This window comes from Adhaeribacter terrigena (assembly GCF_016623615.1).
Lineage (GTDB): Bacteria > Bacteroidota > Bacteroidia > Cytophagales > Hymenobacteraceae > Adhaeribacter_A > Adhaeribacter_A terrigena.
In genome coordinates, this window is the sequence record NZ_JAEHFX010000009.1 from 91158 (window position 1) to 107124 (window position 15967).

A 15967-nucleotide genomic window follows, 5' to 3' on the forward strand; every position below is an offset into this window, starting at 1 on the left:
CGCTTGACAAAAGCGCACCCTGATAACTTTCTGCATTTCATAGCAAAATGAACAGTGCCTAAATAGTAGACTTCAGTGGCTGTGTAAACGGTCAAATCTTTCGCTGGTAGCGAAGATTTGACTTGTAGTTCTTCGTCTTTTCGTTGATCGTACTCCGCTTCGCGTTCGAAGCATTTTGTTTTGTATAAAAGTTACTGATTGACTTTGATTGAATTGTTTTCAAACATTGCTACGAATTTCCGGCTGAGTTTTTCGCGTGAAAATTCCCGTTCCGCCAGTTCGCGGGCATTACGCTGGCAGGTTTTTAAAAGTGTGGGGTCGGTTAAATATGGCAGCAATTTCTGCACAAAAGCTGTTGGTTGATTCGGGTCGGCGTAAAAACCGCAGTTATTTTTCTCCACCAGATCCTGCAACCAGCCTTTGGTGTTTACCAGGCAAAGTTTTCCGGCGGCCAGGCTGTCGAAGAATTTGTTCGGGCTGTTGGTTTCCAGCACCGGAAATTTAGCGAAAGAAGTGTAGGTTGCTGCCGAGCGGTTCAGCAATTCCTGTACCTGATGGCGGTTGAAATGTCCGGTAAAGGTTACGTTGTGCAGGTTTAGTTTTTGTGCTTTTTGTTTCAGATGTCTGCTTTCGGCACCGCTGCCGGCAATCAGGAATTTTACCTGGTGCAGGTTCATTTCCTGGCATAATTTAGCAATATCGAGCAGGAAATCTACCCGGTTGGCCCGGCCCAACGTACCCAGGTAACTGATCACGAAAGGCGTTGAGGCAGAAACCTTTTCAGTAAAAACCGGCTGGTAAAACCGGCAATCAGCAATGTTGGGAATTAGAAAAACCGGTACCGGAAGTTTGTATTTTTTTACGCCCGCAACCATTCCTGGCGAAAGCGCCACGATTTTAGTTGCATTCCGGTAAAGCAGTTTTTCGAACCAGAACAATACCGTTTTTAACAATTCATTCCGGATAAAACCCAGTTGCACCGGCGCTTCCGGCCAGAGATCACGCACTTCAAAAAAATAAGGCGTGCCCCGGAATTTCTTCAGCAATAAAGCCGGAATGCCGATGGTAAGCGGGGTGGAGGTGGCAAAGCAAACATCAACGTTTTTTAGTTTAAAAGCCAGCCGCGTGCTTTGCCAGCTGAATTTCAAGAATGCTTTAATGCGTGCCGGAAAGCCATAGCGGTTATCGTACGCCACCGGAAGGTAATGCACTTTAACGCCCGCAATAATTTCGGTTTTGTAGGTTTTGCCGTTGTAGGCCGTTACCAGTTCTACCTCGTGGCCGGCTTTGGCCAGGGCCGTGCTGAGGTAATACGAACGCAAGGCGCCGCCTTCCGAGGGTTTCCGGAAATACTGGTGCAGGTACAGAATTCTCATGCGCCGAAATGTTTTTCGAGCCAGAAAGCCAATGTGATCAAAGCCCAAAGCTCTACGCTGAAATCGTGTTTGCCCCGTTGATTTTTATAACGCAATTGTTGCACGGCATCGAAATCGAGGTACAGAAAAATCTGGCTTTTACGGTTTTGCAGCGGTTCAAGCAGCCACTGGTTATTCGGTTTGCGCAGCCAAAGCCCCAGCGGCATCCCAAAACCTTCTTTTGGCCGGCTATTAAACATGTCGCCTTCCTGTTGCCGAAGCAAGGCTTTCAGGATCCATTTCTGACCGTGCTGAAAAAGCAGATCGGGGCGCAGGCTGCTGGTAAACGCATGCAGATCGTTATCCAGGTAAGGCAAACGCACTTCCAGGCTGTTGTGCATGGAAGTCTGGTCAGTTAAAGCCAATATGTCGGAAATTAAATATTCGTGCTGATCCAGCGTAAGCGCCCAGTTAAGCCAGTCGTTTTTGTGCTTGAAATCGGTAGGGTTTTCGGCCGGAAAAGTCTTATTCCGGTTTTTCAGGCAGTATCTCAATTCGGCATCCATGGCGGTAAAAAGCCGGAACGTTTTACCGGGATCGTGCTTTAATTTAACCGCCATTTTTTTCAACAACCGGAATTGTTTGCGCCACGGATGTGCCATTCCGGTGGGCAAAGTAGGTGCGATCATCCGCAGAAAAGGCTTAGCCAGCAACAGCAAAGAGCGGTTTTGCAGGTACGAATAAAATGCCCGGTGCCGGTTGTAGCCGCCAAAAAGCTCGTCGGCACCCGCTCCAGACAATGCCACTTTTACCTGCGTACGCGCTTTTTTTGCCAGGAAATCGGTAAGCAAAGTAGCCCCGTCGGCAATGGGTTGGTCCAGGCAGTCGATAAGCGGCAGAAATCCCTGGAAAATTGAATCGTCGATCTCAAAAACGGTGTGACGTGCGCCGTATTGCTGGGCAGCCTGGCGGGCAAAATGAAAATCGTCGGAACCAAAAGAACGTTCTGAAGCTTGATTAGCTACCGAAAAAGCCGGAAAATTAGCGTGACCAGCCTGCGCCAGCAAGGCTAAAAGCAAGGTAGAATCGATGCCGCCACTCAGAAATAAACCCAGGGGAACATCGCTTTGTAATTGCCGCGAAAGCGAACCTTGTAACAGTTCTTCGGTGCGCGCTACAATTTTTGCGGGTTCCAAAGTGGTAGCTTTTTCCGGCGGAAAAGTGCTTAGGTAAGATCTTGTTTCGAACCCGTTTTCGGAGTAGATTCCGTATTTGCCTTCTTCCAGCTCCTGAATATGCCGGAAAAAAGTTTCGGGTTTGCGGGCGTGTTTATAGGTTAAATAATGCGCTAACTGGCTTTCGTTCAGTTCTTTTTTAATCAAACCTGAAGCCTGAATGCCTTTTATTTCTGACGAAAGCAAGAAAAAATCTTCGGTCTGGGCGTAGTAAAGAGGTTTCTGGCCGAAACGGTCGCGGGCAATGAGCAGCTCGTTGGTGTGCAGATCAAAGAAAGCCAGCGCAAACATGCCGTTCAGTTTTTCCACACCGGCGGCGCCCTGCTGAATAAGCAGCTTTAAAACCACTTCCGTATCCGATTCGGTACGAAAGGTATAACCGGCCGTTTTCAGGTCGCGGCGAAGGTCGCGGTAATTGTAAATTTCGCCGTTGTAAAGCAGCAGGTAACGTTCGTTAACCGAAAAAAGAGGCTGGTTGGCGGCGTCGGAACAGTCTATTATTTTAAGGCGGTTGTGCCCGAAGAAGTAGGTTTTTCCGTGGGACCGGTGTACGTAAAGCCCGGTATTATCCGGCCCGCGGTGCTGGGTAGCGCGGTTCATCCGCAAGATCAGCTCCGGCGATAAATTGCTTTTTTTATCAAGAATTACGTTCAGTCCGCACATGCTGGAAGTTTCGGGCTACAAAAACGGTATCAAAAACGCGATAAAAACCCAGACCACCAAACGCTACAACCGGTTTTCCGGATCGTCGGGGATATTCGGCCAGTTTTTCTGGTAAAAAGCGCAGAAATGGGTAAGCGGGCAAATTTCACACTTCGGCCGGCGCGCCACGCAAATGTAACGCCCGTGCAAAATCAGCCAATGGTGCGCCTTCGGAACCAGCTCGAGCGGAATATGTTTCATTAGTTCATTTTCCACTTCCAGCGGCGTTTTAGCTTCTTTCGCAACCAGCCCCAACCGTTTGGAAACCCGGAAAACGTGCGTATCTACTGCCATGGCCGGCAGATTATAAATAACCGAAGCAATAACGTTGGCGGTTTTTCTGCCAACGCCCGGCAGTTTCTGTAAATCGTCTATGCTGCTGGGTACTTCGGAATTAAAATCGGAAACCAGCTTTTTGCCCAAACCCGAAAGGTGTTTGGCTTTGTTGTTGGGGTACGAAATGCTTTTAATGTAGGGGAAAATCTCATCCGATGAAGCGGCCGCTAAATGTTCCGGTGTCGGGAATTGCCTTAAAAGCTCCGGCGTAACCATATTCACGCGCTTATCGGTGCATTGCGCGCTGAGCACCACGGCCACTAAAAGTTCGTAGGCGTTGGTGTAGTGCAGCTCGGTTTCGGCTTCCGGAAAGTTGGTGGTAAAATACTGGATTAAGTGCTTGTAGCGTTCGGTTTTGCGCATAATGTTTGTTCCCAGCCCAAAATTACGGCAATACCCGCAGAAAGGCTAATGCCCGGATTAAAAAGGTTTTTGCTAAATAATTGCGCCTTTCTTCGGGATTTGAGGCTTTGTTGCGTAACTTTGCGGGCTAAAATCAGGCCCAGGGAAACTGACTATTTTACCTATAACATGGACGCTTCAGAAAGAAAAAAATTGGAAGAACAAATTAAAACCGATCAGTATTTTATTGAGAAAATGCTTAGCAAAGGCGAAAAATTCTGCAGTTACCCGCTCATAATAGATGCCATGCGCGATGCCGAAGACCGCATAAAAGCTAATAAAGCCGCCCTGGAAACACAGGAATAAGCTTAAAAAAACAGTTTTTAGCCTTAAAAGTATACCGTTTTTCCGCCTTTGCTTTGGTTGCCTGTAGCAGCCAGGGCAGAGGCGTTTTGGTTTCCGGCCGTTTCCACAGGTGCTTGCTTTCTGGAACCAACAGCTAAAAAAAATGCAGTCCCGGGGTCAGGACTGCATGTTAAAGGTTTTCGAATAAAGCAGAATGTTGCTGATGCAGCTTTGGCGCGGGCCTTTGCTTACTCTTTCCAGACTGCGTTTCGAGATCAGCAGTTCGGCGCATTCTTCGGCCAGGTCATCGTCGGTTTGCAGCGCGCATTCCAGGTTGGTTTTTACATCATTCGGCAGTTCGTCATATACGTACTGAATGAGTTCATTGTGTGTAAAGGTTTTGATCATATACTTTCGGTTGGTTGCTCATTTTCTTCCGAAGATTGATCAACGCATAGCGCATTCTTCCCAGCGCCGTGTTGATGCTCACCCCGGTTGCGTCAGCAATTTCCTGAAAGCTCATGTCTGCGTAGTGGCGCATGATAAGCACCTCTTTTTGGTTTTCGGGCAATAATTCGATCATTGCTTTTAACCGGGCAAACGTTTCTTCCCGAATCTGCAGCGCTTCCGCGGAATCTTCTGCATAGCTTAACGAGTTGAACGCTTTGATATTGTCTTCCAGCTGAATGGTCGGATTTCTTTTTTCTTTCCGGAAGTGGTCGATGGCCAGGTTATGGGCAATGCGGCTGATCCAGGAAGAGAACTTGCCTTCCTCGTTATAGCGCCCGCCTTTCATGGTGTGAATTGCTTTAATAAAAGAATCCTGCAAAAGATCTTCGGCCACATCTTCGTCTTTCACAATTAGCATAATGCTTGTGAAAACGCGGTTTTTGTGGCGGTTAACCAGTATTTCGAATGCTTTTTCGTTACCCGTGATGTACAGCGATACCAATTCGGAGTCGCTTCTCTGCGAAATATTCATATAAACGTACAAGATAAAAGTAATGTAGCCGTTTATATCATAAGCAAGAGTTTGGGTTTTAGGTGAATTGGTATAAAAGTGATATATCAAATATAAGCTTCTTTTTTTCGAAAGTCAAGCCTTGAACTGATATTTTGCATTTTTTTTCATGATAAAGATCAGCTGCTTCGTTTCGGTGCTGCCAGGCCATATTTTAGACCCGAATCTTACCGTTTGGTTTAATTGAAAAGCCTCGTTTCCGGAGGTTTTTTTACCCGACCCGGAAATTATTTTGTTTCTACGGTCCGGATGGTGTCGTAAACCGCTTTGCGGCCGGTGCTATCGTTAATGATCAGGCGGGTTTTTTCGGTTATAGTAACTGATGTTTCATCTTTTCCGGTTACTTCTTTCTGGTGTTTGCGTATTTTTTCCGGGGCGATCATATCATCCATCAGGATCACCTTTTCGCCTTGCTTGTTTATCGCGTAGCCTTCGGGAAGTTTCTCTTTGGTGCCATCTGCATAATGCACCATCCCACTGTTGCTGACTTTGGTGCCACCCGCTGAGTAAGCACCGCGCAACGGCATTTCTTTACCGTTTTTAAACTCCACCATCTTCCCGAATTTCCGGGCCACACCATCGCGCATAGTTTGCTTAGGGGCGCCTTTGCGGGGCATGGTGGCTTGGGCTTGTGCCTCTACACCCAAAAAAGTCAGCGCCAGAAAGAAACAAAGTTTGGTTAGTATTTTCATATAAAAGTAAAACTGAAATTGAAAAGCCATTTGTATTAAAGGCTTTGCAGTTTTATACGGCCTTCTTTCCAAACCGGTAACACTTTTTCAGGGAATTTTAAAATTGCTTTCGCGAAAGAATTATAAAGCAAAGTAAAACGCTATGGTTTCCAGTCTTAAAACTCCCTGCCGCCTGAGCATGATTTGGATGATTATTGCCTGAATCAGGATTTACTGAAACGAAGTTCTGCTTATCTAATTTGAGAATTTACAGAATTGTTTAGACGGTGATTGGTGATTCTTTTGATCCCTGTGGTTTTTGTCTGAACACGATTTTAAGGATTAAAAGATGGACAGGATTATTTTCACATTTCCATTTCACGCACCTCGCCAGCGCAGCGTACCCTGAAAATTACGCTATCTGAGAAACTAACTAAAAAGAAGTTCGCTACGAAGGAGCATGACACCAGTTTCTGTGAGAGCGGCCTCCAAGACTTCCGGTGCCGAGGCACGAGGCAGCCCGCAAGGGCAGGAAGGGTTGCAGCCGCGAACGCAGAAACGAAGCCGCCCGGCTTGAGGGAGAAAGCTTCATTGAAAGTTAAGAGCTAATAGTTAGGAACGAAAAGCAAGCTATAAAAACGGTATCGTTTTGAGCTTACAAACTGCTTGCCGACGACGAGATCCTTCACTAACGTTCAGGATGACAAGGTGTAAAACGCTATACTTTCAAACTCAAAAACTCAATTGCAACCTTTCTAATTAGCTTAAATAGATCCCTCTTTATCGTCTGGATGACGGAAACAGTCGGGATAATTACAAAGCGCTATCCTTAGTAACAGAAAAACTACTTTAAACCACAACAGATTCCCGTACCTTTGCCACCCTTAAATTTCCCCCATGCAAGAACCTTCTTTTGAAATAAAACACGACCCCTACGCTGCCCTCAAGATCCCTGAATTCCGGCTATATGTAGCGGCGCGTTTCTGCATTACCATTGCTTTGCAGATCCAGGCGGTAATTGTGGGCTGGCAAATTTACCAGATCACCAAAGATCCGCTTTCGCTGGGCTTAATTGGTCTTGCCGAAGCGCTGCCCTCTATTTTTGTGGCTTTGTATGCCGGTTATGTAGCCGATAGTTATAACCGCAAAGCCATAATTGTAAGTGCCGTGAGCGTGCTGGTGGTTTGTTCGTCGGCGCTTTGGTTTTTTACCATAGATACCGGCGCTTTTGTGTTGCATAACGGCGTGCTGCCAATTTATGCGGTTATTTTCCTGAGCGGCATTGCCCGGGGTTTTATGGGACCGGCCACGTTTTCGTTTATGCCCCAGCTCATGCCCGACCGGAAGTTTTACGCCAATGCCATCACCTGGAGCAGTACCACCTGGCAGGCTGCTTCCGTAGCCGGACCTGCAATTGGCGGTCTGCTTTTTGGTTTTTTTGGTATTTCTGCCGCGTATGCCATAGATGCTTTACTTACCGTTTTTGCCTTCGTATTTTACTTCCTGATCAAAGCTAAACCGCTGCCGCCTACCACCGAAGCAAAACAAAGTATGAAAGAAAGCCTGCTTTCCGGTTTTCGGTTCGTGTTTAGCAACCAGATCATTTTAGGGGCTATCTCTTTAGATCTTTTTGCCGTGCTTTTTGGCGGAGCCGTAGCCTTGCTGCCGGTTTTTGCTTCCGAAATCCTGGAGGCTGGTCCGCAGGGGTTAGGTTTCCTGCGTGCCGCGCCTGCCGTAGGTTCCGTGCTCATGGCCATTTACCTGGCGCACCGGCCGGTAAGCGTAAATGCCGGCAAAAAAATGCTGTTGTGCGTAGCTGGTTTCGGGGTTTGTATCATCCTGTTCGGGCTTTCCAGAAGTTTCTGGTTTTCGCTGGTTTTGCTGGCGCTCAGCGGGGTTTTCGATTCCATCAGCGTCATCATCCGTTCTACGCTTATTCACACCTTTACGCCCGAACACATGAAAGGCAGGGTTTCGGCGGTGAATAATATTTTTGTGGGTTCTTCCAACGAGATCGGGGCATTTGAATCAGGTTTTGCGGCCAGGATCATGGGGGTGGTTCCATCGGTAGTTTTCGGCGGCGCCATGACTTTGCTGGTGGTTGGCATTACCGCTTTCAAAGCTAAAAAACTCCGCGATCTGCAACTTTAGGTTCGATTGTTCGAATGTCAAATTTTCGATTATCCGAAGAACAGGTGGTTGGAATCTGAAGTACTTTTCCAGGCCAAAACCCTATCGTTTTTTCTGACTTCCTGCAAACGCAACACAATTTTATATCTAATAGGAAGAAATTAAAAATCGAAAATTCGAACCATCGAAAAAAACGCTATGGTTTTCAGGCTGAAAAGTCAGCATATATGCGAAGGGTTACGAAAAAAAAATCCCGGTAGAATCTACCGGGATTTTTTTTTGAAAAAGGATGTTTAATTTCGGTTTTTACTGGATGATCACTTTCTGGTGCGCGGCATACTTGCCGTTTTTAGCCGAGAGAATGTAAACCCCGCCGCCGGTATCCAGTCTAGGCAATTGAAATGAACTTTGGTCGCCCGGGATCTGCTTGCTGAAAATGGTTCGTCCGGCCAGATCCTGCAATTCTATGGTGATCGGAGCGCTGGTATCGGTGGCCTGTAAGCGGACGCTGCAATTTTCGCCGTGGCAAGGGTTTGGTACCAGCATCACAGCCAGCGATTTTGCTTTTCCGCCCTCATTGTTTACCGTAATGATCCGGGAATATTCGTGGGCGCCGTTAAAGTCAACTTGTTTCAGGCGGTAGTAATTCATGCTCTTAGGCGCGCTGGCATCCAGGTAACCGTAGTTAATGGCGCTGCTGGAACTACCGTTGCCTTTTACGGTGGCTATTCTTTCAAAATTACGGCCGTTAACGCTGCGTTCTATTTCAAACCGGTCGTTGTCTTTTTCCGAAACCGTGGTCCAGTTCAGGGAAATTCCTTCCGGCGAGGCTTTACCGGCAAATTTAGAAAGCTCCACTGGTAAAGGATTGATACCGCAATTAGGGTCGGTGTTCAGCAGATCGAAGGTTTGCGAATAGGTGCCGCCAGTGGTGGTTATGGTTACGGTTACCAGGTTGCCGCCGGCCGCGGTAACCGCGCTTTCCGGTAGTAAATAAGCAAAGTCGTCGAATTCACCTACCGAGTCAAAATCGGCAGTGGTAGCAGTGAATGTGAGCAACGTGCTGGTTACGCTGGTGGTGTAGGCATAAGTGCTGGCAAACGGATCGAGGGCAGCTTGCTGTTCAGGGCTTAAGTTAGGCAGCGAAAAACTTACCGAAGTAACCTGCTGACCGCAAATTTCGGTTAACGTAAAGTCTGGCCGGAATTGGCCCGGGCCTGCGCCAATCTGGGTGCCGTTCAGCTGGTAACCAAAGCAGCAATCTTCTTTGTAGCAGGTTTCATTTACTACGGTTGGGCATTGTTCACCCTGGCAAACATCGAAATCGAAATTAACGGTACCGGTGCGCTGCAGCTGCCATGGCCGGCCGGCTTTGGCGGTTACCTGGGCTTTGCGGCCATAAGGCGCATTCAGATCGGCGTTATTAACGATATAGTAATACACTTCAAACCCACCGTAGCTGAAAGTACCGGCATTAATGGCATTAAAAGCGATCAGCGAATCGTTGAATTTGTTAATGACGCTGTGGTTATACCGGTTCCGGAAAACGGAAGTTGGCGAAACGGCTGCCGGGGTAGAAGCACCTTGTCCGGGTAATTCGAAAGTAGCCTGTTTAAAAGTAGATTCACTGTAATTGGTGATTTTGTACTTCAGGGCGCTGGTTCCGTTGCCCAGGTCTTTCGGGGCGTAAAAGTCAAAACGGAAACAATCGTCGTATAACGTACAGATCGGTTCTTCCTGGCATCCAGGCGGCACGTTGCAGATGGCTAATATAGTATTATCGAGTTTCTGGCTGTAAGCAGGAAAAGAGAAGAATAATAGTACAATAGCGAGCTTCGAAAGTAAAATTATGTTTTTCATAATAATGTGATGATTAAATTTGAATGCTGCGATTCAGTAATTAAAAACTAAGTTTGTTTTAATAGGTCAAGAAGCTGTGAGGAAAGGAAAATCAACAGATATGCCTTTCCGGCTTACCAGATCAGTTTTTACTGTCCGGCGGGGAAGCAGAAGGGAAAAAAAGGATATAGAAATTCCGTTACCGTAACGTGCTGATATTGGGTTTAAATATTACTATTCCAATATGGCAAGCACGCGGCCTGCACAAATAAGACATGATCGGTACGGGTAAATTCGAAAGGAAAGTACTTTGTTTTCATAGCAGGTAAAGAGTAGCCTTGGGTTGAATTACAATCAAGCATCAGGATCGACACCGGTTTAGCCGGGTACAGCGGTGTAATTCGGAAGGGGGAAAATCAGGTTGTAATAATAAATCTGGAGGTTATTATTACGCTAGAGCAAGGTGAATTTACAGTTTTAAAAATCTGCCGTTAAAAATTTGGTTGCCGGTGATGCATGCGGTATGTCGGCTTTTACTAAATTTTTTAACAGATCTTCTTTCTGTAATTCTTATTGTATTTAACGATTGCTTGAAAAAATGGGTAAGCGTAGAAATTGAATTATGCTGATATGAAAAGAAGAACTCTTCCAAATGATATGGATTTATTCCTAAAGTGCAATTCGTTGCCTTGCTAAGCACCCCCATCCCTGTTGCGGGAGCTAAATTACAAAGTGTTACAAGCAACTGATCTCTACTGCTTCAGTTGATAGTTAGGGGAAGCGAGGGGAGGTGAATAAACTTTTCAGATTCCCAACCCTTATCCGTAATTTTACCAAACCTTTCCGGTCACAATCGGTAATTCCAAAACGGTATGCTTTCAGGCGAAAAAACTGCTGGCAAAACGCTAGGCTTTTCCCCTGAAAAAGTCCCGTAAAAACGCTAGGCAAATTGCCCGAAAAAGTCAGCGCTAAAACGCTATGCTTTCGGCACGAAAAAGTACCCGGAAACGTTAAGAACAACTATGGCAAAAGCAAAAACTTCAGCTCAAGAAAAAGCTGCTAAAAATACTCCCGCAAAAACCAAAACTGCCACTTCCAAAACCGATATTACTTCGCCGGAGGTAATGGAAGAAATGGATGGCATAGACGCTTTGAACCCGCGGGAATACATTATTATAAAAGGTGCGCGCGTGCACAACCTCAAAAACCTGAGCGTAGCACTGCCCCGCAATAAATTCATCGTGATCACTGGCCTTTCCGGCTCCGGCAAATCTTCCCTGGCATTCGACACGCTTTATGCGGAAGGCCAGCGGATGTACGTTGAAAGCTTAAGTTCCTACGCCCGTCAGTTCCTGGGTAGAATGGACAAGCCCGATGTAGACTATATTAAAGGCATCAGCCCGGCCATTGCCATCGAGCAGAAAGTAAACATAAAGAACAACCGCTCTACCGTTGGCACCAGCACCGAAATTTACGATTACCTGAAACTGCTTTACGCCCGCATCGGCCAGACCTTTTCGCCGGTTTCCGGCAAGCAGGTGCGTAAAGATTCCGTTTCCGATGTAGTAGATTTTATCTTCAGTTTGCCCGAAGGCAGCCGCGTAATGATCTTAGCGCCTTTGCCTTTGGACCGCCAGCGCGATATGAAACGCGAACTGGAATTGCTTCTGCAGAAAGGTTATACCAGAATTGTGGTAGACGAAGAAGTGCTTTTCATTGAAGAAGCCCTGGAAAACGCTATCCCGAAAGCCGGAAAAAACCTATACATATTAGTGGATCGCGCCATTGTGCAGCCCAACGACGAAGACCTGCAATTCCGCATTGCCGACTCCGTACAGACCGCTTTCTTCGAAGGCCATTCCGAATGCCACGTGCGCACCGACGAAAAGAACCACGTTTTCTCCGACCGTTTCGAACTGGACGGCATTGTTTTCGAAGAACCGAACGTAAATTTCTTCAGCTTCAACAACTCCTACGGCGCCTGCCCAAGATGTGAAGGTTTTGGCAGTGTGCTGGGCATTGACGAAGACCTGGTAATTCCGGATAAAAGCCTGACGGTTTACGAAGGCGCGATTGCCCCGTGGCGTTCCGATAAAATGAACGAGGAATTCCAGCAGCCGCTCATCAAGAACGGCATTCGTTTCGATTTCCCAATTCACCGGCCCTACAACGAACTTTCCGAAAAAGAACAGCAACTCCTCTGGACCGGCAACAAGTATTTCAAAGGCCTCGACGCGTTTTTCAAGTTCGTTGAAGCGCAGAGCTATAAAATTCAGTACCGCGTAATGATGAGCCGTTACCGCGGCCGCACCGTTTGCCCCGATTGTCGTGGAACGCGCCTGCGTAAAGATGCCGGCTACGTAAAAATAAACGGCGTAAACATTATGGACCTGGTGCTGAAACCGATAACTGAAACCCTCGATTTCTTCGAAAATATTCAGCTTACCCAGCACGAAACCAGCATTGCCGAACGCCTGGTGCTGGAAGTTACCAACCGCCTCAATTATTTAAAGCGCGTTGGCCTAGGCTACCTCACCTTGAACCGCTTATCTAACACGCTTTCCGGCGGCGAAAGCCAGCGCATTAACCTGGCTACTTCGCTGGGTTCGGCGTTAGTGGGTTCGATGTACATTCTGGATGAGCCAAGCATCGGCCTGCACCCGCGCGACGGCGAACAATTAATTGGCGTACTGAAATCCCTGCAAAAGTTGGGGAACACGGTAATTGTGGTGGAGCACGACGAAAAAATGATGGAAATTGCCGACCAGATAATCGATATTGGCCCGGAAGCGGGGACCGGCGGCGGAAACCTGATGTTCCAGGGCAAGTATGCCGAGATCCTAAAAGACAATACTACCTATACCGGCAAATACCTGAGCGGGAAAATGGGCGTGCCCGTACCGCCAACCCGCCGCAAAGCCCGCAACTTTATAGAAGTGAGTGGCGCGCGCGAAAACAACCTGAAAAACGTTAGCGTGAATTTCCCGCTGGGCGTAATGACGGTGGTAACGGGCGTAAGCGGTTCCGGAAAATCGACTTTAATTAAGCGCATCCTGCACCCGGCCTTGCAGAAACATCTCGGCGGCCATTCCGATGCTACCGGCAAGTTCGACAAGATAGGAGGGGCTACGAACAAGATTTCGCACGTAGAATTTGTGGACCAGAACCCGATTGGGAAGTCGTCGCGCTCCAACCCGGTAACTTACGTGAAAGCCTACGACGCCATCCGGACCCTTTTTTCCGACCAACCGCTGGCCAAAGCCCGCGGTTTTAAGCCGTCGCATTTCTCTTTTAATATTGAAGGGGGCCGCTGCGAAGTGTGCCAGGGCGAAGGTCAGGTGAAGATCGAGATGCAGTTTATGGCCGATATTTACCTGACCTGCGAAAGCTGCAACGGCCAGAAATTCAAGCAGGACATTCTGGACGTAAAATTCCAGGATAAAAGCATTGCCGAAGTGCTGGATATGACCATTTCCGACAGCATCGAGTTCTTTAAAGACCAGCCGAAAGTAGCCGAAAAAATGAAGCCGCTCGATGACGTTGGGTTGGGTTACATCCGGTTGGGGCAATCGAGCAACACGCTTTCCGGCGGCGAGGCGCAGCGCGTAAAACTGGCTTCCTTCCTCACCAAAGGCGCCACCACGCACAACGAAAACGTGCTCTTCATCTTCGACGAACCCAGCACCGGCCTCCACTTCCACGACATCAGCAAACTGCTCTCCGCCATCAACGCCCTCATCGACAAAGGCAATTCCGTGGTCATCATCGAGCACAATATGGATATCGTAAAATGCGCCGACTGGATCATCGATATGGGCCCCGAAGGCGGCATCAACGGCGGATATTTATTGTTTGAAGGCACCCCGGAAGATATGGTAAAGCTGGATGATAATTACACCGCGCAGTATTTGAAGGAGAAGTTGTAGGGAGGGAAATATTATTTGGTAGAAATGAAAAACTTTGGTGATAATGATCTAATTGAAGGATATATTTATAGAGAAAGGACTTGGTATTGATGAAAAATTAAGAATATGTTGTTTGCGATTTAATCATTATCAAAAACATAACAGCTAGGGCAAGGATTAGCTTCTAAATTTTCAATGACTTTTTTAGAAACTATGATCATTTCCATTTCCTCTAGGTTTATAAAATCTCTAACTTGGTTAGCATTCTTGATATAATCGCAGAATTGACCTTTACTTAAGACTTTATGAAAAACAACCCCTTTGGTTTCACGTGGTATCATGAAGTGTTTTTTATCAAAACGCTGGATATATACTAGAGAGAATACGCATATTAAGCAGAAGACCCAAAATAAAAATTCTATCAAAACTCCATTATTAAAGATAAAACCTAAGTTGTCAATATTTTCAGACACAACAATTGAACTCCGAGCTATTAAGAAGACTGCTGCGAAGCTTGCAATGTAAGGTAATAGATCCATTAATAAACCAGACAAAACTCGGGCATATTTCATAAATGTATCTTTTGGTATTTTTAATGAATGAACTATTTATTTTGAAATTTAATTAAAATTAATGGTAGCAATAAATAATAAAAAAACCTCTCAATTGAGAGGTTTTTTTATTGCCATTTGCGCAATCAAAGTACTTAATCCGTGAATGGAAGTAGGCTTGGCTTTCCATTCATCATTTGAAAATTCAACAATAAAAGGATTAGCCCCTGTTTTTTCGTTAATTGGTAGGGTGAAATTAACCTCATTAACTACCGCTGAAAATTCTATAAATGCAACTTCCTTAGTAGTGTCCGGTTTAACTACCGTAGTATTAGGCAAGGACACAACTTTTCCTTGGTCATCAATAATATAATCAAAATAGCCTTTGGCTTTAAGCCCATTTTTAACTTCAATATGCTTTGAAGTTAGATCATAAGTAATTTGTACAAAATTTGCCATAGTTAAATTTTTTTGGTTTTAAGAATTGTTTAATCAATAATGAAACCAATATGCCCAAAATTTTGGAAAATAATACGTTATCCGACATATATTCAGGAACTTGCGATATAAGCGCAAGAACTTGCGATTATATCGCAATGACAAAATAATCAATGTTAATTAATTGTATATTTTGTCATGATATATTTTGTTAGAAGATCTGAGTTTTTAATAATTGATTATAAAACTTGAAACGAATAATTTCCCTTTTTAACATTAAGTTTATTATGCAAGAACTCCTGCAAGAGCAGCAAACCTTCGAAAAGCTCGATTATTCCGAAAAGAAACTCAACGGACGGGAGTTCATAGACTGCACATTTAAGCACTGCAATTTCGCCAATGCCGACCTGTCGCGCAACGAGTTCACCGACTGCCTTTTCGAAGACTGTAACCTCAGTATGGCCAAATTTGCCAATGCCAAACTCAACAACGTTCGGTTCCTGAACTGCAAACTGATCGGGGTAAGCTTTACCGCTTGCAACGATTTTCTCTTCGAGGTCGGCTTCGAAAAATGCGCCTTAGACCTTACCGACTTCTTCAAAAAGAAACTAAAGAAAACCATTTTCCAGGATTGCAGCATCAAAGAAGCCAACTTCGCCGAAGCCGACCTCACCGAAGCCAAATTCCTCAACTGCGACCTCTTCCAAACCACCTTCGATCGTACCAACCTCGAAAAAGCCGACTTTCTCACCGCTTATAATTATACCATAGATCCCGAACTCAACCGCCTGAAAAAAGCGAAGTTCTCTACTAATGGCTTGGCTGGCTTGCTGGGAAAATACGGTATCGATATCCGGTAAAAAAGTGCTTTAGAAATGAAAGACGAAAACGCAAAAACCACCATTTCCTGTTTCCACTGCGGGGCGGTATTAGTTTGTGGCGCCATTAATGGCGATGCAATCTGCTGGTGCGATAGTTTGCCGAATCTTATGCCGTTGAACGAGAAAACTACCAGTTGCTATTGTCAGGAATGTCTGGAAAAGGAGCTTCAAAAATCAATCAAAAATTAATGACAATTATCACCTCTTTTTATTTGG

The 15967-nt window shown here is 45.9% G+C and carries 14 protein-coding genes; 5 read left to right on the forward strand and 9 right to left on the reverse strand.

Features of this window, described 5'->3' with window-relative positions:
* Positions 1–191 precede the first annotated feature (191 nt).
* The 3 genes from I5M27_RS15765 to nth all read right to left on the reverse strand — a co-directional run bounded on the left by I5M27_RS15765 (position 192) and on the right by nth (position 3991).
* Positions 192–1376, reverse strand: a complete 1185-nt coding sequence (locus I5M27_RS15765; RefSeq protein WP_200507295.1) for a glycosyltransferase family 4 protein — start codon at positions 1374–1376, stop codon at positions 192–194.
* Positions 1373–3253, reverse strand: a complete 1881-nt coding sequence (asnB, locus tag I5M27_RS15770) for an asparagine synthase (glutamine-hydrolyzing) (RefSeq protein ID WP_200507296.1) — start codon at positions 3251–3253, stop codon at positions 1373–1375. The genes I5M27_RS15765 and asnB overlap by 4 nt, the downstream gene beginning before the upstream one ends.
* 63 nt (positions 3254–3316) lie before the next feature.
* Complete coding sequence (gene nth, locus I5M27_RS15775; protein WP_200507297.1) at positions 3317–3991, reverse strand: endonuclease III; 675 nt, start codon at positions 3989–3991, stop codon at positions 3317–3319.
* 192 nt (positions 3992–4183) lie between these two features.
* Here nth and I5M27_RS15780 point away from each other — a divergent pair, with 192 nt between their 5' ends.
* Positions 4184–4336 carry a hypothetical protein gene (locus tag I5M27_RS15780; protein ID WP_200507298.1) on the forward strand — a complete coding sequence of 51 codons (153 nt, stop codon included), beginning with the start codon at positions 4184–4186 and terminating at the stop codon, positions 4334–4336.
* Positions 4337–4492: 156 nt separating this feature from the next.
* On the opposite strand, the gene I5M27_RS15785 is transcribed toward I5M27_RS15780, so the two are convergent.
* The 3 genes from I5M27_RS15785 to I5M27_RS15795 all read right to left on the reverse strand — a co-directional run bounded on the left by I5M27_RS15785 (position 4493) and on the right by I5M27_RS15795 (position 6028).
* The gene (locus I5M27_RS15785; protein WP_200507299.1) at positions 4493–4723 is read right to left on the reverse strand and encodes a hypothetical protein; all 231 of its coding nucleotides are present in this window, start codon (positions 4721–4723) and stop codon (positions 4493–4495) included.
* A complete protein-coding gene (locus I5M27_RS15790) occupies positions 4698–5297 on the reverse strand; it encodes an RNA polymerase sigma factor (RefSeq protein WP_200507300.1) in 600 nt (199 codons plus the stop codon). The genes I5M27_RS15785 and I5M27_RS15790 overlap by 26 nt, the downstream gene beginning before the upstream one ends.
* A 266-nt stretch (positions 5298–5563) precedes the next feature.
* The gene (locus I5M27_RS15795) at positions 5564–6028 is read right to left on the reverse strand and encodes a DUF6799 domain-containing protein (protein ID WP_200507301.1); all 465 of its coding nucleotides are present in this window, start codon (positions 6026–6028) and stop codon (positions 5564–5566) included.
* An 876-nt stretch (positions 6029–6904) separates the two neighbouring features.
* Between I5M27_RS15795 and I5M27_RS15800 the strand changes: the two genes are divergently transcribed.
* The gene (locus tag I5M27_RS15800; protein WP_200507302.1) at positions 6905–8158 is read left to right on the forward strand and encodes an MFS transporter; all 1254 of its coding nucleotides are present in this window, start codon (positions 6905–6907) and stop codon (positions 8156–8158) included.
* Positions 8159–8443: 285 nt separating this feature from the next.
* Here I5M27_RS15800 and I5M27_RS15805 read toward each other — a convergent pair whose 3' ends face one another.
* Positions 8444–9997, reverse strand: a complete 1554-nt coding sequence (locus I5M27_RS15805) for a T9SS type A sorting domain-containing protein (protein WP_200507303.1) — start codon at positions 9995–9997, stop codon at positions 8444–8446.
* Positions 9998–11100: 1103 nt separating this feature from the next.
* Here I5M27_RS15805 and uvrA point away from each other — a divergent pair.
* The gene (gene uvrA / locus I5M27_RS15810; RefSeq protein WP_200507393.1) at positions 11101–13902 is read left to right on the forward strand and encodes an excinuclease ABC subunit UvrA; all 2802 of its coding nucleotides are present in this window, start codon (positions 11101–11103) and stop codon (positions 13900–13902) included.
* A gap of 119 nt (positions 13903–14021) precedes the next feature.
* Here the strand turns inward: uvrA and I5M27_RS15815 are convergent, their stop codons facing one another.
* A complete protein-coding gene (locus tag I5M27_RS15815) occupies positions 14022–14453 on the reverse strand; it encodes a hypothetical protein (RefSeq protein WP_200507304.1) in 432 nt (143 codons plus the stop codon).
* 90 nt (positions 14454–14543) lie between these two features.
* On the reverse strand, positions 14544–14891 hold the full coding sequence (locus I5M27_RS15820) for a hypothetical protein (RefSeq protein ID WP_200507305.1): 348 nt from the start codon (positions 14889–14891) through the stop codon (positions 14544–14546).
* 227 nt (positions 14892–15118) lie between these two features.
* Between I5M27_RS15820 and I5M27_RS15825 the strand changes: the two genes are divergently transcribed.
* On the forward strand, positions 15119–15730 hold the full coding sequence (locus I5M27_RS15825; protein ID WP_449500871.1) for a pentapeptide repeat-containing protein: 612 nt from the start codon (positions 15119–15121) through the stop codon (positions 15728–15730).
* Positions 15731–15745: 15 nt separating this feature from the next.
* Positions 15746–15940 (forward strand): cysteine-rich CWC family protein, encoded by a 195-nt coding sequence (locus I5M27_RS15830; protein ID WP_200507307.1) that lies wholly within the window; start codon positions 15746–15748, stop codon positions 15938–15940.
* Positions 15941–15967: the final 27 nt, after the last annotated feature.

Coding starts and splice junctions, on each gene's coding strand:
- I5M27_RS15765 (WP_200507295.1), bottom strand. CDS start 1,376: ATGAGAATTCTGTACCTGCACCAGTATTTCCGGAAACCCTCGGAAGGC.
- asnB (WP_200507296.1), bottom strand. CDS start 3,253: ATGTGCGGACTGAACGTAATTCTTGATAAAAAAAGCAATTTATCGCCG.
- nth (WP_200507297.1), bottom strand. CDS start 3,991: ATGCGCAAAACCGAACGCTACAAGCACTTAATCCAGTATTTTACCACC.
- I5M27_RS15785 (WP_200507299.1), bottom strand. CDS start 4,723: ATGATCAAAACCTTTACACACAATGAACTCATTCAGTACGTATATGAC.
- I5M27_RS15790 (WP_200507300.1), bottom strand. CDS start 5,297: ATGAATATTTCGCAGAGAAGCGACTCCGAATTGGTATCGCTGTACATC.
- I5M27_RS15795 (WP_200507301.1), bottom strand. CDS start 6,028: ATGAAAATACTAACCAAACTTTGTTTCTTTCTGGCGCTGACTTTTTTG.
- I5M27_RS15800 (WP_200507302.1), top strand. CDS start 6,905: ATGCAAGAACCTTCTTTTGAAATAAAACACGACCCCTACGCTGCCCTC.
- I5M27_RS15805 (WP_200507303.1), bottom strand. CDS start 9,997: ATGAAAAACATAATTTTACTTTCGAAGCTCGCTATTGTACTATTATTC.
- uvrA (WP_200507393.1), top strand. CDS start 11,101: ATGGAAGAAATGGATGGCATAGACGCTTTGAACCCGCGGGAATACATT.
- I5M27_RS15815 (WP_200507304.1), bottom strand. CDS start 14,453: ATGAAATATGCCCGAGTTTTGTCTGGTTTATTAATGGATCTATTACCT.
- I5M27_RS15820 (WP_200507305.1), bottom strand. CDS start 14,891: ATGGCAAATTTTGTACAAATTACTTATGATCTAACTTCAAAGCATATT.
- I5M27_RS15830 (WP_200507307.1), top strand. CDS start 15,746: ATGAAAGACGAAAACGCAAAAACCACCATTTCCTGTTTCCACTGCGGG.